We start from the raw sequence: 21646 nt of genomic DNA, 5'->3' as shown, positions 1-21646 counted from the left end.
CGCGATCGCGCCTGCACCTGCAGGCAAACGCCGGAAGCGTCACAGGGGACGTTGCAGTGGATCGCTGGAGAAAAGGAGTTTCTCGCATTGTGCTGGCTGCGTGCCTGCTTGCCGGCGTGCCCATGGCGCAGGCGCAGGAACCGCCGAGCACGCTCGACCGCCAGGAACAGCTGCGCCAGGCCGAGCAGGTGCAGCGGCAGCAGGAGCAGGATCGGCAGGCGCCGTTCGTGGGTCAGCGGCAGGCCGAAGCGCCGGCGGACATGCGCAGCACCAGCCTGCCGACCGAAGCCCTGTGCTTCCCGATCCAGCGCGTCCGCCTCAACGGCGGCGGCTTGGATGCGGCGCGTTTTTCCTGGCTGTGGCAGTCGCTGCGTCGCTACGAGGGCCGCTGCATCGGCACCGCCGGCATCGACCTGATCCGCCGCCGTGCGCTGGACCAACTGGTCGAGCGCGGCTTCGTCACCACTCGCATCGGCGTTCCGGCGCAGGACCTGTCCCGCGGTGAGCTGCGCTTCGAACTGCTGCCCGGGCGCCTGCGCCAGGTGCGCGTGCAGTCGGCGGACGGCCGTGTGTTCTGGCGCGGCGCGCTGCCGCTGCGGCCGGGCGACGTGCTCGACCTGCGCGCGATCGAGCAGGGCGTGGAGCAGTTCAAGCGGGTGCCGTCGCAGGACGCCAAGATCGATATCGCGCCGGGCGAGCAGCCGGGCGAGTCGGACCTGCTGATCACCGTGCAGCGCAGCAAGCGCTGGCGCGCGGTGTTCAACGCCGACGATTCGGGCGTGCAGGCGACCGGCCGCTACCAGGGCGGCGTCGATTTCGCCCTGGATGCGCCGCTGGGCATCAACGACCTGCTTTCGATCGGCTACAACCACGACCTGGTGGACGATGGCGCCGCGCGCGGCACCCGCGGCAACAGCCTGTCCTACAGCGTGCCCTGGGGCTGGTGGACCTTCTCGCTGTCGCTGTCGTCGTACCGCTACCACCAGCAGGTGGAGGGTTTCCGCCAGAGTTTCCAGTCCAGCGGCAGCTCCGACAGCGCGCAACTGGATCTGCAGCGGGTGATCCACCGCGCCGGCACCAGCAAGACCACGCTGGGCATGGTGGTGGCCAAGCGCGCGGCGCGCAGCTACCTGGACGGCGTGGAGATCGGCATCCAGCGCCGCCACACCACCAGCGCCGAGCTCTATCTCAGCCATCGCCATTACTTGGGCAAGCTGCAGCTGGACACGCGCCTGGGCCATCGCCGCGGCACGCCGTGGTTCGACGGGCAGTGGACCGGCTACGACCCGGCGGTGGGCTTCCCCGGCTACCGCTACGGCGTCACCACCCTGGATGTCAGCGCCGGTCTGCCGTTCGCGCTGGGCCCGGTGGCGATGAGCTGGGACAGCAGCCTGCATGCGCAGACCTCGCCGCACCTGCTGCTGGGTTCGGAATTCATCACCCTGGGTGGGCGCTACAGCGTGCGCGGCTTCGACGGCGAACGCACCCTCGGTGCCGAGCGCGGCGCGTACTGGCGCAACAGCCTCAACCTGCCGGTGCAGCGCCTGGGCATCACCCCGTACCTGGGCGTGGATGCCGGCCGCATCGCCGGGCCCAGCGCCGCCGGCCTGGCCGGGCGCAGCCTGGTCGGCGGCTTCGTCGGCGTGCGCGGCGCGCACGGCGGGCTCAGTTGGGATGGCTTCGCCGGCTGGGACCTGCACGCGCCGCGCGACTTCCACAGCGCGCAGCCGGCCTACGGCGTGCGCCTGATCTACCAGTTCTGACACGTCCCTGCCGCCGGCCGGCGGCAGGCAACGCGATGGGTTTTGCCGCGGTGCGCGGCACGAGAGAGACGACGATGCACATGGACCGTACCGACGACCGCCGCCACCGCCTGCTCGAGCCGCTCAAGCGCGGCCTCGCCGCGCTGTTGTGCTGCACCGTCACCTGGACCTCGCTGCCGCTCTACGCGCAGGTCGCGCCGGTCGCCAATCCGGACGGGCGCCAGCCCGGCCAGCAGGCCGCTGCCAACGGCGTGCCGGTGGTCGACATCGTTGCCCCCAACGCGCGCGGCGTCTCGCACAACCGCTATTCGCGCTTCGACGTCGGCAGCAATGGCCTGATCCTCAACAACAGCGCGCAGATCTCCAAGACCGAGCTGGGCGGCTACATCGCCGGCAACGACAACCTGAAGAACAGCGGCGCGGCCACGCTGATCCTCAACGAAGTCACCTCCACCACCAGCCGCCTGCAGGGCTACACCGAAATCGCCGGGGCCAAGGCGCAACTGGTGATCGCCAACCCCAACGGCATCGTCTGCGACGGCTGCGGCTTCCTCAACACCTCGCGCGTCACCCTCGCCACCGGCACCCCACTGCTCGGCGCCGATGGCGCCTTGAACGGCTTCTCCATCACCGGCGGCGCGCTGAGCGTCGGCATCAACGGCCTGGATGCCTACAACGTCGACCGCCTGGACCTGCTGTCGCGGCAGTTGAGCGTGAACGGCTCGGTGTGGGCCAAGGACCTGCTGGCCAGCGCCGGTGCGCAGCGCATCGGCTACGACGGCATGTTGCTGGACGTGCTGCCCGGCAGCGACGGCGCACCGCCGGCGATCGGCATCGACGTGGCCTATCTGGGCGGCATGTATGCCGACCGCATCCGCCTGATCGCCACCGAGGCCGGGGTGGGCGTGGTCAGCCGCGGCACCCTGTCCGCGCAGAGCGGCAGCCTGCAGATCGACAGCGCCGGCCAGCTCAGCCTGGCCGGCACCGCGGTGGCCCGCGACGACGTCGACCTGCGCGCGGCCGGCGCGCTGAGCCAGCAGGGCGTGCTCGGCTCGCAGCAGGCCGGCGTGCGCCTGCGCGCCGCGCAACTGGCGCTGAGCGGCGACACCATCGCCCACGGCCTGCTCGACGCCGCCGCCAGCGGCGCGCTGGCGCACAGCGGGCGCAGCAGCGCCGGCGCCATCACCCTGTTCGGTTCGGAGCTGGATGCTGGCGGCAGCCTCTACAGCGGCGGCGATCTGGCGCTGAGCGCCAGCGGCGAGTTGCGCAGCAGCGGCAGCGCCTACGCCGGTGGCGCAGCGCAGCTGCAGGCCGGAGCGGCCTGGCTGCAGCAAGGCGGCACCGTGCAGAGCGCGGGCAGCCTGGCGGTGCAGGCGGCGCGGATCGACGCCGCCGGCGTACTCGACGCCGGCGCGGGCCTGCGCCTGCGCAGCGACGCCGACATGCGCCTGTCCGGCCTCGCGCAGTCCTGGCAGGACGCCAGCGTGCAGGCCGGCGGACGCCTGGACACGCTCGGCCAGCTCAGCGCCGGCGGGCGCCTGGACCTGGGCGCGGCGGCGATCGGCAATGCGGCCGGTGCGGTGGTCTCGGCCGGTGGCGACGTCGCGCTGGCGACGCCGGGCGCGCTCGACAACGCCGGCACCCTGTATGCCGGACGCGACTTGCGCATCGACGCGGCCAGCGTCGGCAACACCGGCGGCAGCTACGCCGGGCGCAACGCCACGCTCGCCAGCACGGCGGCGCTGGACAACAGCGGCAGCCTGGTGGCCGGCGCGGCGCTGAGCGTGGACGCGGCGCAACTGCACAGCAGCGGCGAACTCGGCAGCCAGGGCGGCGATGTCGCCCTGCGCAGCCGCGGCGACCTGGCCCTGGCCGGGCAGGTGGCGGCAAAGGGCGCGCTGACCGCGCAGGCCGGCGGCGCCTTGCTGCAATCGGGCACCCTGGGCGCAGGCAGCGCGCTACTGCAGGCGGTGGGCGACGCCACGCTGGATGGTGTGGTCCGCACCGATGGCGATCTGCAGTTGAGCGCCGATGGCCAGTTGCGCAGCAGCGCCACCCTGGCGGCCGGCGGCAACGCCACGCTGCATGCGCAGGGCGCGTTGCTGCAGAGCGGGCAGGTGCAGAGCGGTGGCGCACTGGCGCTGGACGGCGCCAGCATCGCCCAGGCCGGCGTGCTCGACGCCGGCACGACCCTGGCGCTGCGCAGCGCCGGCGACCTGTCGCTGGCCGGCACCGTGCAGTCGCGTGGCGACCTCGCGCTGAGCAGCGCCGGGGCGCTGCAGAACCAGGCCCAGGTCGTGGCCGGCGGCGCGCTCAGCGCCAATGCCAGCAGCCTCAGCAACGCCGCTGGCGCCAGCCTCTCGGCCCTGGGCAATGCCAGCCTGAGCAGCGCGACCGTGCTGTCCAACGACGGCCATCTGTACGCCGGTGGCGCGCTCGGCCTGCGCGCCGGCAGCCTCGCGCAGACCGGCTCGGCCAATGCCGGCACGGCGCTGACGCTGACCGTCGATGGCGCCGTCGCCAATCAAGGCGACCTGGTCGGCGGCAGCGATGTGCAGATCGACGCCGGCAGCCTGGTCAGCAGCGGCCAGCTCGGCAGCCAGCGCGGCCAGGTCGTGCTGAACAGCCGCGGCGACGTGCAACTCGACGGCGTGGTCGTGGCCGCCGGCGCCTTGAACGCGCAGGCGCTCGGCGATCTGCAGCAGCGCGGTAGCCTGCGTGCGGCCGGCGTGCAGCTCGCCGCCGCGGGCGACCTGGGCGTGGCCGGCACCGTGCAGAGCACCGACGCTCTGCAACTGCAGGCGCAACGTGCGCTGCGCGTGGACGGCCAGGCCAGTGCGAGCGGCGCGGTCGGCGTCAACGCCGCCAGCGTCGCGCTGGGCGCCGGCGCCATCCTGCAGAGCGCGACCGCCCTGCAGGTGGACACCGCCGCGCTGGACAGCCAGGGCACGCTGGACGCGGGCACCGATCTGCGCCTGCACAGCACGGGCGACATGCACCTGGCCGGCCTCGCCCAGGCCGGGCGCGACGTCGCGGTGCTGGCCGATGGCACCCTCGACAACCAGGCCAAGGTGTTCGCCGGGCGCGCGTTGCAGCTCACCGCCGCCAGCGCCAGCAACCAGGCGCAAGGCCAGTGGCTCGCGCAGACGACGCTCGACGCCAGCGTGCAGGGCACCTTCGACAACGCCGGTCTGGTACAGGCCGGCCAGGCGGCGACCTTGACCGTGGGCAGCCTGCAGCAGAGTGGCCGCACCTATGCCGGCGACACCTTGACCGTGCAGGCAGCCACCGCACTGACCAACAGCGGCGACCTGATCGGCAAGTACGATGTGGCGATCGTCGCCGGCAGCGTGGCCAGCAGCAGCCAGCTCGGCAGCCAGGATGGACAGCTCGGCGTCGTCAGCGCCAGCGATCTGCAACTGACCGGCACCCAGATCGCCGGCACCGCGCTGCGCCTGCAGGCGGCGGGCGATCTGCTGCACGCCGGCACCAGCAAGGCGCAGTCCGTGCAGCTGGAGGCGGGGCGCGATCTGAGCATGGCCGGCACGGTGCAAAGTGCGTCGACCCTACAGGCGCAGGCGCAACGCGCGCTACAGCTGGACGGGCAGGCGCTGGCCGGCGGCAGCGTGCAGTTGCGCGGCGCCAGCGTCGGCACCGGCAGCGCCGCGGTGCTGCAGAGCACGGCGGACATCGCCGTGGACGGCGGCAGCATCGACAGCCAGGGTGCGCTCGACGCCGGCACCGACCTGACCCTGCACAGCCAGGACGCGCTGCGCCTGGCCGGCATCGCCCAGGGTGGCAACGACGTGCGGCTGACCGCCGCCGGTGCGTTCGACAACAGCGCCCGCGTGGTGGCCGGGCGCGATCTGCAGGCGCAGGCGGGCAGCGCGGTCAACCGCGCCGCCGGCACGCTCGCCGCCGGCCGCGGGCTGGATCTGCACGTCGATGGCTTGCTCGACAACGCCGGCCTGCTGCGCGGCGAGCAGACGCTGACGTTGCAGGCCGGCAGCGTGCAGCACAGCGGCACGCTGTCCACTGGCCAGGCGCTGACGCTGCGCAGCAGCGGCGCGATGGACAACCGCGGCAACGTGATCGCCGGTGGCGACCTGCTGGTGGACGTGGGCAGCCTCAGCAACAGCGGCCAGCTCGGCAGCCAGAACGGACAGGTCACGCTCACCAGCCAGGGCGACCTGCAATTGGGCGGCAGCGTGATCGCCGCGCAGGCATTGAACGCCACCGCGCTGAGCGACCTGCGCCTGGACGGCGTGGCCAAGGCGCGCGCGATCGCCCTGAGCGGGCGCGATGTCGGCGTCGCCGGCGGGTTGCAGAGCGCGACCAACGCCACGCTGCAGGCGCAACGCGCGCTGCGCATCGATGGCCAGGCCCTGACCACCGGCGATCTGCAACTGCAAGGCGCCAGCGTCGCCACCGGCAACGCGGCGGTGCTGCAGAGCGCGGCCGGCGCCATCACCCTGCAAGGCGGCAGCCTCGACAGCAGCGGTACGCTCGACGCCGCCACCGATCTGGCCCTGCGCAGCGATGGCACCCTGGCCGTGGCCGGCGTGGCCCAGGCCGGGCGCGACGTCGCGCTCGCCGCGGGCACCCAGCTGACCAATGCCGCGCAGGTGCTGGCCGGCCGCGACCTCAGCGTCGCCGCCGCCGGCATCGCCAATACCCAAGGCGGCAGCCTCGCCGCGAAGGGTGCGCTGGCCCTGACCACCGCCGGCACCCTCGCCAACGCCGGCACCTTGCAGTCCGGCCAGGCCATGACCCTGCAGGTCGGCGATCTGCAGCACAGCGGCCAGGCCTACGCCGGCGACACGCTGAGCCTGCACGCCAGCGGCGCCATCGACAGCCAGGGCGAGTTGATCGCCAAGCGCGACCTGCAACTCGATGCCGCGCGCATCGCCAGCACCGGCCAGCTCGGCAGCCAGAGCGGCCAGGTGGCGCTGACCAGCCAAGGCGACCTGACGTTGGGCGGCACCGTTGCCGCCGCCACCGGACTCAGCGCGCAGGCGCAGGGCGATCTGCTGCAGACCGGCACGCTCAGCGCACAGGCGCTGGACCTGCGCGCCGGCCGCGACCTGACCCTGGGCGGCCAGCTCGCCACCGCGCAAGGACTGCAGGCGCAGGCGCAGCGCGACCTGCAAGTGAACGGCAGCCTCAGCGCCGGCCAGGACGCCGCCCTGCAAGCCGGCCGCACCCTGCGCAGCGGCAGCCAGAGCGTGCTGCACAGCGCCGGCGCGCTGCAGTTGAACGGCGCGGCCATCGACAGCCAGGGCACCGTCGATGCCGGCACCACGCTGGCGATGACCAGCACGGGCGCTCTCGCCCTCGGCGGCCTGGTGCAGGCCGCCTCCACCGTCGACCTGCAGGCGACTGGCGCGTTCAACAACGCCGCCCAGGTCGTCGCCGGCACCGACCTGAGCGTCACTGCCGCCAGCGTCACCAACAGCAGCAGCGGCCTGCTCGCCGCCCTGGGCAACGGCACCTTCACCGTGAGTGGCCTGCTCAGCAACGCCGGCGCGCTGCGTGCGCGCCAGCGCCTGCAACTGGATGTCGGCTCGCTGCAGCAGACCGGGCGCAGCTACGGCGTGCAGCGCCTGGCGCTGACCGCCAATGGGGCGGTCGACAACCGCGGCGACCTGATCGCCGGCAGCGCCCTGCGCGTGCAGGCGGCCAGCGTCGCCAGCAGCGGCCAGCTCGGCAGCGAAACCGGCGACGTGGCCCTGGTCAGCCAGGGCGATCTGAATCTCGGCGGCACCCTGGCCTCGGCCGGCGCCTTCAGCGCACAGGCCGGGGGCGCGCTGACCCAGAGCGGCGCCCTCAGCGCCGCGACTACGCTGCAACTGCAATCGCACGGCGACCTGACCGTGGCCGGCACCCTCAACGCCAACCAGGTCCTGCTCGGCAGCGACGCTGGCGTGCTCCAGCACGGCACCGTCAGCGGCGCGGACATCGCGCTGCAGGGCCAACGCATCGACAACGTCGGGCAGACCCTGTCCAGCGGCAATCTGCGCCTGAGCGGCGGCAACGTCGCCATCGGCGGTGTGGCCGCGGCGGGCGTGCGCGCCGATGGCAGCCTCGGCAACAGCGGCGCGCTGACCCTGCATGCCGAAGGCACGCTCAGCGCCAGCGGCCGCCTGATCGCCGCCGGCAACCTCGCCGCCGATGCCGCGCAACTCGCGCTGGCCGGCAGCACCGTCCGCGTCGGCGGCAACGCCACGCTGACCGCCAGCGGCGACGTGGATCACCGCGGCGCCGACCTGCTCGCCGGCGGCCTGCTCACCGTGCGCGCCGGTGGCGCGCTGGACAACAGCGCGCTCAACGGCGTCGGCGGCACGCTGCAGGCGGCGGGCCTGGACCTGGGCGCGGCGACGCTGCGCAACGGCAGCGGCAGCCTGTTGCAGAGCGGCAGCGGGATCACCCGCATCGCCGTCACCGGTGCGTTCGACAACGGCGGCGGCCGCCTGGTCAGCAACGGCAGTGACCTGCAACTGGGCGCGGCGTCGATCAACAACGCGCAAGGGCGCATCGAACACGCCGGTAGCGGCACGCTCACGGTCAGCAGCAGCGGCGCCCTCGGCAATGCCGGCGGTCGCATCCTGACCCAGGGCCAGCTGCAGCTCAGCACCGGCAACACGCTCGACAACCAGGGCGGCGCCATCGCCGCGGCCGGCGATGCCAGCGTCACCGCGGCCGGCCTGGGCAACATCGGCGGCAGCGTGTCCGCACGCGGCTTGAATGTGCAACTGGGCAGCGGCGCGCTCGACAACCGTCTCGGCGTGGTGCAGGCCACCGGCGGCAGCCTGGTGCTGCGCGCCGACAATCTCGAAAACCGCGGCGGCACGATGCAGGCGCTGAGCAGCGGCGGTGCGGGTGGCGACCTGCGCGTGGATCTGGCGCATACGTTGAACAACGACGCGGGCGTGATCGGCGCCAGCACCGATCTGACCGTGAACGCGGAGAACGCGAGCAACAGCGCCGGCACCCTGCAGGCCGGGCGCGACCTAGCGTTGACCGCGCGCGGCCAGCTCGACAACCACCAGAGCGGTCGCATCGGCGCCGCCCGCGACCTCAGCCTCGCCGTCACCGGCGCGTTGCTCAACAGCGGCGGCCAGCTCGACAGCGGCAACGCCATGACGCTGTCCGGCGGCCGCATCGACAACAGCCAGGGCAGCATCGTCAACAACGGCGGCGGCCTGACCCGGCTCACCACCGGCGGCGAGTTGCGCAACGTCGGCGGCAGCCTGGGCGGGCGCGGCAGCGTCGCGCTCGACGCCGCCAGCATCGCCAACGGCAGCGGGCAACTGGTGGCCGGCGGCGACCTGATCGCCAACACCAATGCGCTCGACAACCAGAGCGGCAGCGTCTACGCCGGCGCCAGCATGCTGTTGCAGCGGAGCGGCGCCACGCTGGACAACCGCAGCGGCAAGATCAAGGCCGAACAGGCGGTGCGCCTGAGCCTGCAGAGCCTGAGCAACAGCGGCGGCCAGATCGGCGCCGGCAGCAGCACCGGCGGCGCGGGCGACGTGGTCATCGACACCGCCGGCTTCGACGGCGGCGGCAGCATCCTCGGCCAGAACCTGCTCGACCTGACCATCCGCAGCGATTACACCCATCGCGCCGGTGCCGACATCACCAGCAACGGCGACTTCCGCCTGGCGGTGGGCGGCAACTTCGTCAACGCTTCGGCGCTGCAGGCCGGACGCAGCCTGGGCATCAATGCCAGCAGCATCAACAATGTGGCCGGCGCCAGCATGCGCTCGGGCAACCTGCAGTTGAACACCGGCGGCAGCGTCACCAATGCCGGCGACCTCTCCGCCAGCGGCAACCTGCAGGTCACTGCCGGGTCGGTGTCCAACACCGGCAGCTTGGTCGGCGGCAACGTGCTGGTGGACACCGGCACCCTGGTCAACGGCGCCGACCTGGGCGGGGCCACCGACAACGCCGCCTATGGCAGTGCGCTGATCGGCGCCACCAGCGGCATGACCCTGCTGGTGCGCGACCAGTTGGTCAACCGCGATGCGAAGATCTTCAGCCTCGGCAACATCGCCATCGGCGCCGCGCGCGACGGCAACGGCACCCTCACCGCGCGCACCGGCACGCTGGACAACGTCTCCGGCAGCATCGAGGCCGATGGCAGCATCCTGATTGCGGCCAATCAGATCAACAATCGGCGGCGGGTGCTCAATACCAAGACCGGCCCGCTGTCGGATGCGGACAAGGCCGCGGCCAATGCGGCGATGCCGAGCGAGTTGATCGAAGCGCGCAGCATCAAGATGCCGGCCAATACCTCGGCGCGTTTCCCGTACCAGGGCAAGCAGCCGGGCGTCTATCGCGAGTATTCGGTGGAGGAGCGCGAAAGTCTGCTCGCCGCCAGCGCCGAGAGTCGCATCGTGGCAGGCGGCAATATCGCCCTGTCCGGCAGCGTGACCAACAACGTGTCGACCATCGCCGCTGCAGGTGCGCTGATGGTCAATCAGCGCGGTGTCGGCGGCATGGCCGACGGCATGATCACGGGCGGCGAGTCCGTGGCGAACCAGGCGCTGGCGCTCAAGCAGGTGGTGAAGCAGTCGGACGTGGAGTACGTCGTCAAAGGCGTGGTCGACGACTGCGCGCAGACTTCCAACGGCAAGCGCATGGTGTGCTACTACGACGCCGAAGAGAAGCCGATTTCCTCGACGACGGTCGACTCCAGCTACATCGCCCTTGCCGCCAACATGACCGGCGGCCAGGGTGTGTCCATCAGCGGCGCCTCCATCAGCAACGGCGCCGTCGGCAGCGACGGCCGCAGCATCGGCGGCGCGTCCTTCAACGCCACCCAGGGCGGGACGCTGAACCGGTACGGCACGATGAGCGCCGACGGCGCTGGTGGTATCGCCGTGCAGGCGCAGACCGCTGCGACACCGACCAAGGCCAACGTCGGCAACCACATCGCCACCGCCAGCCTGGGTGCCATCCGCATCGACGACGGCCAGGCCACTCTGGCCGATGGCAGCAGCGTCAATGCCTCCCAGGTCCAGGCTAGTGGCGTGCAGGCCCAGCTCGGCGGTGCCGGCAGCGGCAGCCGTAGCCAGGTCCAGGCCGGCACCGCGCAGGCGGTGCTGACCGCGGGCAGCGTGCCGACCCAGTACCAGCAGATCGATCCGGGCACCGGCCAGGTGCCGCAGGTGGTGGGCGGCGTTGGCGCGCCGCTGGGCAACATCGTGCTGCCGATGGGCGGGCTGTACCGCCTGGTCGGCAGCAACGGCGCCAGCGTCAACACGCTGGGCCGCGCCGCCAACGGCCTGGGCGGGGTGAAGGCCAGCAACAGCGCCCCCGGCCGCCGCTACCTGATCGAGACCGATCCGCGCTTCGTCGACTACAACAATTTCATCAGCAGCGACTACCTGCTCGACAAGCTCGGCGTCGATCCGCAGTGGACCCAGACCCGCTTGGGCGATGGCTTCTACGAACAGCGCCTGGTGCTGGACCAGATCACCCAGCTTACCGGCCGCCGCTACCTGGGCAACTACGCCGACGGCGTGGCCCAGTACCGCGCGCTGCTCGACGGCGGCGTCGCCGAGGCCGGCACCCTGCACCTGAGCGTTGGCGTGGCGCTGACCGCCGACCAGGTCGCCGCGCTGACCCACGACATCGTGTGGATGGTGGAACAGGAGTACCAGGGCCAGAAGGTGCTGGTGCCGGTGGTGTACCTGTCGTCGAAGACCGCGCTGACCCTGCGCAGCGACGGCGCGCTGCTGGCCAGCGATAGCGGCGACGTCTCGCTCAACGGCACGGCCGGCCTGAGTAACACTGGCACCATCAGCGGCGCCAATGTCAGCGCCAACGTCGGCAACCTGCTCAACCAAGGCCGCATCGTGTCCAGCGGCACCGTGCAGTTGCAGGCCAATCAGGACCTGCTCAACCTCGGCGGCCAGATCGCCGGCCGCGACGTGCTGCTCAGTGCCGGTCGCGACCTCACCAGCACCACCCGCGACGCCCTCGCCGGCGGCGACCTGCGTTCGGGCATCACTGCCGGCAACAACCTGCTGCTGCAGGCCGGCCGCGACCTCAGCCTCACCGGCACCACCGTGCAGGCCGGCAACAGCGCCGCGCTGCTGGCGGGCAACAACCTCACGCTGCAGCCGACCGCGCTGCGCGATGAGTCCGGTCTGACCCGCGGCGGCGATGGCACCAGCCTGACCGTCGGCAACAACCTGTCCCTGCAGGCCGGCAACGACCTGCAACTGCACGGCGTAGCGATCGCCGCCGGCGGCGACGCCGCGTTGCAGGCCGGGCACGACCTGTCGCTGACCCCGGTCACCGACGCCAACGGCATGGCCACGGTGCGCACCAGCATCGCCACCGGCGGCAGCCTGCAACTGGCCGCCGGCAACGACCTCACCATCCGCCAGGCGCAGGTGCAGGCCGGCGGCAACCTGATCGCCGCGGCCGGGCACGATCTCAACGTCACGTCGGTGCTGGGCGACAGCCGCACCGTCACCGACCAGACCCGCCAGGGCAAGACCAGGGTCGTCACCACCACGACCACCCAGGACATCGACCAGCAGGCGCTCACCGCCGGCGGCAACCTGGTGCTCAGCGCCGGCCACGACGTCAACCTGACCGCCGCCAAGCTCGACGCCGGCAACGGCCTGGCCGTGGTCGCCGGCAACGACCTCAACAGCACCACGCTCACCACGGTCGACAGCAGCACCACCCTGGAGACGCGCAAGCGCTTCAAGCAGACCACCAGCACCCGCGACGAGACCGTCCACGGCAGCGAGTTCACCGCCGGCGGCGACATCGCCCTGCAGTCCGGCCACGATGTGAACCTGACCGCGGCCAAGGCGTTCACCGAGACCGGCGCGTTGGCGGTGTCCGCCGGCCACGACGTCAACCTGCTCGCCGAGCAGGAGCAGCACGACGCCGTGCAGGACATGCAGAAGAAGAAAAAGGGCTTCCTGTCCAGCAAGACCACCACCACGCATGACGAGTGGCACGACAGCCTGGCCGTGGGCACGTCGCTGGACGCTGGCAGCGTGCAGATCAAGGCAGGCAACGACATCGCCGTGGTCGGCTCGACCGTGCTGGCCCAGCAGGACGCGCGCCTGGTGGCCGGCAATGATGTGGCCATCGTCTCGGCGCAGGACCAGAGCAGCGAGGCGCACAGCAGCGCCCAGAAGAAGTCCGGCTTCAGCGCCAGCTTCTCCGGCGGCGTGGCCAGCCTCGGCTACGGCAAGTCGCGCAGCAGCAGCGACAGCAGCACCGAGAGCACCACCCAGGTGGCCTCGGCAGTCGGTGCAAAGGACGGCAATCTGCTGATCAGTGCCGGCGATCAACTGACCATCGGTGCCTCCGACGTCGCCGCCGGCAAGGATCTGACCCTGGCGGCCAAGGACATCGCGCTGCTCGCGGCCCAGGACACGGTGGACAACCAGTCCAATCAGTCGAGCAAGTCCAGCGGCTTCTCCATTGGCGTGACCTACGACCCGGCCGCGGCGTATCGCAGCGCACGCGATTCGGCGACCAGCAACATGCCCGACAGCGGCTCGACCATGGGCAAACTCAGCCGGCGCGCCGAGGGCGATACGGCCGGCACCGCGGCCGCGCTCACGCCGGTGGTGATCCAGGCCGGATCGCACAGTTCCACTGCCGGTCAGAACGACAGCACCAGCACTGCGCGGGTGAGCCAAGTCAGCGCCGGCGGCAACCTGACCCTGCTCGCCAGCGACGGCTCGATCACCAGCCAGGGCACGCAACTGTCGGCCGAGGGCAACGCGCTGTTGCTGGCGAGCCAGAACATCGACCTGGGCGTGGCGCATACCACCGAGTCCAGCGGCAACGACAGCCGCGGCAAGGGCTGGAGCTTCAACAATGCGGCGGGCCTGCCGTTCGGCAACTACAACCTGAAGGGCAACGGCAACGGCCAGACCGACACCATCACCGGCACGCAACTGTCGGTGGGCGGCAACGCCAACCTGAGCACGACCAAGGGCGACATCACCCTGACCGCGAGCAACATCGCGGCAACGGGCGATGTGACCATGCATGCCGCGGGCGACCTGACCATCCAGAGCGGGCAGGACACCGCCGGCAACGCCAACGTCTCGGACAACAAGGCCATCGGCACGGTGGTCATCTCCGACACCGAGCGCTTCTCCGGCTATCACACCGAGAAGCACCGCGACGACAACGCCACGGTGACGCAGGTGGCCAGCAGCGTCGGCAGCCTGGGCGGTAGCGTCAACCTGAGCGCGGGCGGCACCTACACGCAGAGCGCCAGCAACGTGGTCGCGGCCAAGGATGTGGACGTGACCGCCGCGTCGATCCAGTTGCTCACCGCCAACGACAGCCACGCCGCGTCCTCGCAGGACGACACGCTGAAGATCGGCGCGTTCGCGCGGGTGAAATCGCCGCTGATCGACCTGATCAACAACGTCGATGCGGCGCGCAACTCCGACGGCAGGCTGTCGGCGATGCAGGGCATGGCGGCAGCGGCCAACGGCTATCAGACCGCCAGTGCCATCAGCAGCATGGCCGGCGGCGCCGGTAGCGGCGCACTGGTCAGCGTGGAAGCGGGCGTGGGTTATGCCACCAGCACGGAGAAGTACAAGGCCGGCAGCCAGACCGCGCAGGGCTCGACCATCAGCGGCGGCGGCAACGTCAGCCTGACCAGCACCAGCGGCGACCTGCACGTGGTGCAGGGCAACCTGAAGGCCGGCGACACCCTGAGCCTGGACGCGGCACGCGATCTGGTGCTGGAAGCAGGCAAGTCCTCTGGCTCGGAACAGAGCAAGGGCAGCAATGCCGGATTGGAAGTGGGCGTGGGCGCCTCGGTCGGTGCGCAGACCGGCGTGTATGCCTATGCGCAGGCCAGCGTCGGCAGCCATTCCTCCAACGCCGACAGCGCCACCTGGAAGAACACGGAGCTGGCCGCGCAGAACATCTCCCTCACCTCGAAGGGCGACACCACGCTGCGCGGCGCGGTGGCCAAGGCCGATCGCATCGACGTGCAGACCGGTGGCGACCTGACCATCGAGTCGCTGCAGGACACGTCGAATATCCAGTCGAAGGAGAGCGGCTACGGCGGCCGTATCCAGGTGTCCTTCGGCACCGCCTGGGACGCCAGCGGCTACGCCAGCACGGCCAAGGCCATCGGCAACTCCACCGGCGTGACCGAACAGTCGGGCCTGTTCGCCGGCAAGGGCGGCTACCACGTCGATGCGGGCAACGTGAATCTGATCGGCGGCGCCATCGCCAGCACCAATGCGGACAACAGCGAGCTGACTGCCACGTCGCTGACCTTCAGCGACCTGCAGAACCGGATGGACTACTCGGCCAGCTCGGGCAGCCTCGCCGGCGGGTTTGGCAGCAGTGGTAAGCCGGCCACCGATGCCAACGGCAACCCAGTGGCGGTGAGCGCGGGCGACCAAGCCAAGAACATCGGCAGCAACATCGCCAATGGCAACTATGGCGCAGTCAACAGCGGCGGACTGGGCGGCGGGCTGCCGATGTCCCAGAGCGGCAACGACAGCACGACCACGCGCGCCACGCTGACCGAAGGCAACATCACGATCGGCGGCAAGCGCACCACGGCAGCAGAGACGGGCATCAACACCGATGCCAGCAAGGCGAACGAGGCACTGGCGACGCTGCCGGACGTGCGCAAGGTGCTGGCCGAGCAGCAGGCGATGGGTGCGGCGGCCGGGACAGTCCTGGAGACCAGCCGCCAGGTGGCGGGCGACATCGCGGCCAGTGCGGCGAAGAAGACTGCCGAGGCGCGCGATGCCTACCTGAAAGGCCTCAATAGCGATGAGCAAGAGGCATTCGCAAAGCTGGACCCGACTGCGCAGCAGAACGTGCTGCTTAGCCAGAGCACGGCTTACAGCGACGCTTACGCCAAAGAAAAGCAATGGGGCACGGGTGGCGAATACAACCGTGCCTTGCAGGCAGTGACCACTGCACTGGTCGGTGGCGTGTCCGGTCAGAGCGGCACGCAGGTGGCGAGCAACGCGCTGGCACCGTATGCGGCGCAACTGATCGGACAGGCGTTTGATGCCAACCATGGCAGCGATCCGAATGCGGCAGCGCAACTGCTGTCGCATGCATTGCTGGGTGCTGTACTAGCCGAAGCCAACGGCAGTTCCGCCGCAGGCGGTGCACTGGCTGGAGCGGGTGGCGAAGCTGCCGCCCAATACCTCACCAAGACGCTCTACGGTGCCGACACCAAGCCGAGCGATCTGTCGGAGCAAGAAAAGCAGACCATCGTGGCGTTGTCGCAGGCGGTTGGCGCGCTGGTGGGCGGGATGACCGGCGGAAACCTGGGTGAGGCATTGGTAGGCAGTACGGTCGCCAAAAATGCGGCTGAGAACAACTGGCTGTCCAAACCGGAAATTGAAGAGGCGAATAAGGCGCTTAAAGCGTGTGACAACAAGGGCGGCGATGTACAGAACTGCCGAAAGCAGATTGTCGATGCGATGAATACGCTGGATCAGAATCGTGATCGCGAGTTGTTTGACGGAAAGAGGGAAATTGAAAGTGAACTCTATAGCCGGCTACGCGCTGCAGATGAAGCTTGTGGAAATGATCGCGATTGCTATGCGAAAGCAGATGCAGATACGAGAGCTTGGGCCTCTCAAGAGTACGATCGCCTTAGAGCAGAGTTGCTAAGCACAAATAACGCCGGACAACTGGTGCTGGGCGGTTACTATCCTGATGGCAAGCTCTCCGCGATGCTGGACGGGGCAGTAGACCGTGCAAAGGAAGTGCCAGGTATGGCTACTTCTATTTATGACTACCTGACAGGACGCGGCGTTGGGGGCATGACGTCTGACGCGGCAAATGGCGTCAAAAATATTACCAAGGATCTCGCGGATTGGCTGACAAGCGATCTTCCAAATCAAACTATTGAACGTAAGATTGATAATCTTGCGACGATGAATGCGAACGAGGTTGGTGGACTCGCGTTTGATGCGACGCTTGGGACGCTGACAGGATATGCAGGTAGTCAAGCAATTCAGTTGATTGCAGGAAAGTGGGTCCCCCTGGCGGGAAAGGTCCTGGACGGATTCGTCGACCGAAAAGCGGAACAATCACTCTTGTCGAGTGGGGGAAGCCATAGTCTGGATGGCAAGCCGCTGCTAGACTTCGGTTCGTTGACGACGGATCAAAAGCGAGTCATTGGCGAAATTTTTGGCGAAAATCAGGTAAAGAGTTTGTTGCCTGATGGTGAAAAGCTTGCTCGCATTCAGGGCGAGGGAAGTAATGGTCTCGATGATTTGTATAAGACTAACCGGCCTGACGTGGATTATGTCGTCATTGAATATAAATTCGGGGAGTCTAAGCTCAAAGACACTATTGATGGAATGCAGGGGAGTGATGGTTGGCTAACAGGCGCAGTTACTAAAAATGATCGGATACTTGATGCCGTAGGTAGTCAAGAGGTTGCCGACAATATTGCCGACTCTCTCCGCAAAGGTCGTGTAGAGAGGTGGCTGGTGCACACAGACAAAAATGGTGGCGTTTCGATTGGATTGTTGGATGCAAATGGTAAATTCATCCCCCAGCCAAAATCCAAGTTACCAGGAGTTAACCGAAAGTGATGAGAGATAGTAAGGCCAATATTGGCTATTGGGATAAATGCATTTCCTATGGAGAAGGTCGCATAGCTTCTATGCGAGAAGTTGATCGCCAGCCTGGCGGAGATCTGAATTACAGGCCGCAATACATATACGAAATAGCAAAAAAAATAAAGATTTTGATGCTGCAGCGTTACTCTCGAGGTGACGATGTTAGTGAATTGAAAGGCTATTTTCCTGCATTTCTTGATGCTTGGGAAGAATCCGAAAAGCTTGGAGAAAATGTGTGGAGTGATAATATAAAAACAACAAGAAACTCCTGGGCTGTAAATATTGATCACTATAGTGATTGTTTTTGGATGGCTGGGTTGGCAATAACTTTGAATGTGACTGGCGAAGATTGGAGTCGCTTAGTGAAGCTCATGGGAAATGAAGGGGAGGACGCTTTGTTGGATCGGGTAATTTCCTTCAGAGACCCTGATAGAACTATTGGAAATTCACTCTGTTTTCCAAAGGCATATCGCTCTTTGCTAGACGTTACTGAGGCCCCGAGAGAGCTACAGCCAGTTCTTCTGCGTCAATATTTGGATGGTTGGTTGGCTGGCCTTAAGGATGCGGGTTCGCCAAGCTTCCCTAAAGCTCACAGAACTCCATGGTGGTGGAATGCTTGTGTGGATACAAACCGGAGTATTAATGGCGGTTACTACATGGGTTGCTGGTGCATCGAAGCTGCTGTTGTTGCCAAGGTTTTTGACATAGATGATAGTATTTGTCTTGATCATTCCCATTATCCTGGTGACCTGTTGGAAGATGGACGCAGCCCACGATACGGTGATAAGGAAATGGAGAAAGAGAAGATGGAACTCAATGGCAAGGGAAGTGATCTGAAGGGCGCATTTATGCGTCTATTTCGGAGAGGAATTAATCGTTGATTAAAACGATGCGCATGCTTTGATTGACTGCCAATAGATATCAATGGCTGCTCCTTAAAAATTAAATCTAAGCAACAATGAAGTCACCCTGACCGCGAGCAACATCGCGGCACAGAGCGATGTGACCATGCACGCTGCTGGCGACCTGACCATCCAGAGCGGGCAGGACACCGCCGGCAACGCCAACGTCTCGGACAACAAGGCCATCGGCACGGTGGTCATCTCCGACACCGAGCGCTTCTCCGGCTATCACACCGAGAAGCACCGCGACGACAACGCCACGGTGACGCAGGTGGCCAGCAGCGTCGGCAGCCTGGGCGGTAACGTCAATCTGAGCGCGGGCGGCACCTACACGCAGAGCGCCAGCAACGTGGTCGCGGCCAAGGACGTGGACGTGACTGCCGCGTCGATCCAGTTGCTCACCGCCAACGACAGCCATGCCGCGTCCTCGCAGGACGACACGCTGAAGATCGGTGCGTTCGCGCGGGTGAAATCGCCACTGATCGACCTGATCAACAACGTCGATGCGGCACGCAATTCCGACGGCAGGTTGTCGGCGATGCAGGGCATGGCGGCGGCGGCCAACGGCTATCAGACCGCCAGCGCCATCAGCAGCATGGCCGGCGGTGCCGGTAGCGGCGCGCTGGTCAGCGTGGAAGCGGGCGTGGGCTACGCCACCAGCACGGAGAAGTACAAGGCCGGCAGCCAGACGGCGCAAGGTTCGACCATCAGCGGCGGCGGCAACGTCAGCCTGACCAGCACCAGCGGCGACCTGCACGTGGTGCAGGGCAACCTGAAGGCCGGCGACACGCTGAGCCTGGACGCGGCGCGCGACCTGGTACTGGAAGCAGGCAAGTCCTCGGGCTCGGAACAGAGCAAGGGCAGCAACGCCGGATTGGAAGTGGGCGTGGGCGCCTCGGTCGGCGCGCAGACCGGCGTCTACGCCTATGCGCAGGCCAGCGTCGGCAGTCATTCCTCCAACGCCGACAGCGCCACGTGGAAGAACACGGAGCTGGCCGCGCAGAACATCGTCCTTACCTCGAAGGGCGACACCACGTTGCGTGGCGCGGTGGCCAAGGCCGACCGCATCGACGTGCAGACCGGCGGCGACCTGACCATCGAGTCGCTGCAGGACACCTCGAACATCCAGTCCAAGGAGAGCGGCTATGGCGGCCGCATCCAAGTGTCCTTCGGCACCGCCTGGGACGCCAGCGGCTATGCCAGCACGGCCAAGGCCAACGGCACCTCCTCTGGGGTGACCGAACAGTCGGGCCTGTTCGCGGGCAAGGGCGGCTACCACGTCGATGCGGGCAACGTGAACCTGATCGGCGGCGCCATCGCCAGCACCAATGCGGACAACAGCGAACGGACCGCCACCTCGCTGACCTTCAGCGACCTGCAGAACAGGATGGGCTACTCGGCTAGCTCCGGCAGTCTCGCTGGCGGGTTCGGTAGCAGCGGTACTGGTCAATCGTCTACCGGGGCCGATGGCAATACGGTGGGCGGGCAGGCACGAGACATCGGCAACACGATTGCCAACGGTAATTACGGTCAAGTCAACAGCGGCGGCCTGGGCGGCGGACTGCCGATGTCCCAGAGCGGCAACGACAGCACGACCACGCGCGCCACGCTGACCGAGGGCAACATCACGATCGGCGGCAAGCGCACCACCGCAGCGGAGACGGGCATCAACACCGATGCCAGCAAGGCGAACGAGACGCTGGCGACGCTGCCGGACGTGCGCAAGGTGTTGGCCGAACAGCAGGCCATGGGTGCGGCGATCGGGACGGTGGTAGAAACCGGAAAAAGCATCCGAGCCGACATCAATCGGTCCATCGATGAGGCAAAGCAGAAGATGGAGGATGCCAGAGCGATCCTTTCAGATCCCTCGCTTAGCGCTGATTTGAGTTCCGAGCAAAAAGCTCAGCTGGCTACGGATGCGATCGCAGCGAGTGAGGAGATCGAGCGTCTTCAGAAAGCGGGTGTTCTGGTGAGCGCGATTTCACACGGAGTGGGAGCTTCCGCAGGTAGCACCGGTGAAATCCTTGCGGGTACCCTGGCGCCTGTCGTTTCTTATGGTATCGGCCAGTACTTCAAGGAAAATGCCGTCAAAAACGCGGTCGACGGAGGGACTCGCGCCGAAGAAGGCGGTGCGACGCATCTGTTGGCGCATGCACTCTTGGGAGCGGCGGTGGCTTCTGCGGGCGGAGACAGCGAATTGATAGGTGCAATTGCGGCATCTGGAGCAGAGGCTGCGGCTCCCGCATTGGCAAAATTCATCTATGGGCGAGATAGTAAGGATCTTAGCGAAGCCGAGAAGTCAACGATCACTGAAATTGTCGGTGCCGGTGGTGCGGCTTTGGGCGTCTTCACTTCTGATCTCAAGCAGGCCATGGTAGGCAGCACGGCTGCGCAAAATGCGGTTGAGAATAACTGGGGCGAGGTAGGTCATTATTCAACCATGGCAACGGTATTATATCTGGCAGGGTTTTCAGATAAAGATGCAAAGGCCGTAGCAATGGCAGCATTTTCACCAGATACGGATAAGAGAAATGCAATAACGGCCCCGAATATCTTGGATGGAGACAATCCTAATGCGCCGCAGCAATATAACCATTTGTTAAATGCGGCGTCTCCAGAAAAAGTTAAGGCTGAGCAGCAGGATTTTGGTAAAAAGGTCCAAAGCATTCTTGCCGACTTGATTAAATATAAAGATAGTCCTGATGCGAAAGCGAATATTCTTTCTGATCCGGAAAATCAAAGAGCTCTACATGCTTTTGGCGATGCTTTTGCACATGTAAAAGCTGACGGCTCTGGTTATCCGCCCGAAGTAGGCCACGTTGGGGACTGGAAGGTTCCTGATGATCCGCATTTGCATAGTGACGCTTACGAAAATTATGTTTCCACTCTTTACAATATCGCTAGTTCGATAACAGGTGATACTACACAAGGTAAAAACGTCACAGCCTTGACTACTGCTGTGATTGCAAAGGAGACTGATATTGAACAGAAAGCCGCTTTAGCATCCGCTGCAAGAGCGCGTGGAAGCAGCGATCCAGGTCTAATAAATTCACCATTGTCAGACTGCATTCTCTGGAGTTGCAAGGAAAATAGGGCAAATGAAACAATAAATGGAATTTACGGTGTATGGCCAAAATTTCCGCAGGTCATAAATATAGACTGGTCGAACTTCCCAACTAAATTTTAAAAAATACACAGACCTGTGAAAATCTTGAGAATGAGCATGAATGTCAATGTAATTAAACGCGCTTATTTGTCTCTTTGGGTATTGTGTGCTGCCTTCTGGTCCATTTGGGTATTGAATATTGTATTTGGCTCACATTTATATTTCTGTCAGGAAAAATTTTGTGATGGTATGAAGCTA

At 66.5% G+C, this 21646-nt stretch carries 4 protein-coding genes; all 4 read left to right on the top strand.

The window, feature by feature from the left end:
• Nucleotides 1–122: 122 nt before the first annotated feature.
• The 4 genes from AC1PLR_RS20740 to AC1PLR_RS20725 all read left to right on the top strand — a co-directional run bounded on the left by AC1PLR_RS20740 (nt 123) and on the right by AC1PLR_RS20725 (nt 21469).
• A complete protein-coding gene (locus AC1PLR_RS20740) occupies nt 123–1763 on the top strand; it encodes a ShlB/FhaC/HecB family hemolysin secretion/activation protein (RefSeq protein WP_481103653.1) in 1641 nt (546 codons plus the stop codon).
• 80 nt (nt 1764–1843) lie between these two features.
• Nucleotides 1844–17353, top strand: a complete 15510-nt coding sequence (locus AC1PLR_RS20735; protein ID WP_481102190.1) for a hemagglutinin repeat-containing protein — start codon at nt 1844–1846, stop codon at nt 17351–17353.
• A complete protein-coding gene (locus AC1PLR_RS20730; protein ID WP_481102189.1) occupies nt 17353–18261 on the top strand; it encodes a PoNe immunity protein domain-containing protein in 909 nt (302 codons plus the stop codon). Before AC1PLR_RS20735 ends, AC1PLR_RS20730 begins: the two co-directional genes overlap by 1 nt.
• Before the next feature lie 127 nt (nt 18262–18388).
• On the top strand, nt 18389–21469 hold the full coding sequence (locus AC1PLR_RS20725; protein WP_481102188.1) for a hemagglutinin repeat-containing protein: 3081 nt from the start codon (nt 18389–18391) through the stop codon (nt 21467–21469).
• Nucleotides 21470–21646 lie beyond the last annotated feature (177 nt).

This window comes from Xanthomonas sp. NCPPB 3570 (assembly GCF_056725115.1).
Note: the sequence above shows the minus strand (reverse complement) of the source record. Positions and strands in the feature narration are given on the sequence as shown.

Coding starts and splice junctions, on each gene's coding strand:
- AC1PLR_RS20740 (WP_481103653.1), top strand. CDS start 123: ATGGCGCAGGCGCAGGAACCGCCGAGCACGCTCGACCGCCAGGAACAG.
- AC1PLR_RS20735 (WP_481102190.1), top strand. CDS start 1,844: ATGGACCGTACCGACGACCGCCGCCACCGCCTGCTCGAGCCGCTCAAG.
- AC1PLR_RS20730 (WP_481102189.1), top strand. CDS start 17,353: ATGAGAGATAGTAAGGCCAATATTGGCTATTGGGATAAATGCATTTCC.
- AC1PLR_RS20725 (WP_481102188.1), top strand. CDS start 18,389: ATGCACGCTGCTGGCGACCTGACCATCCAGAGCGGGCAGGACACCGCC.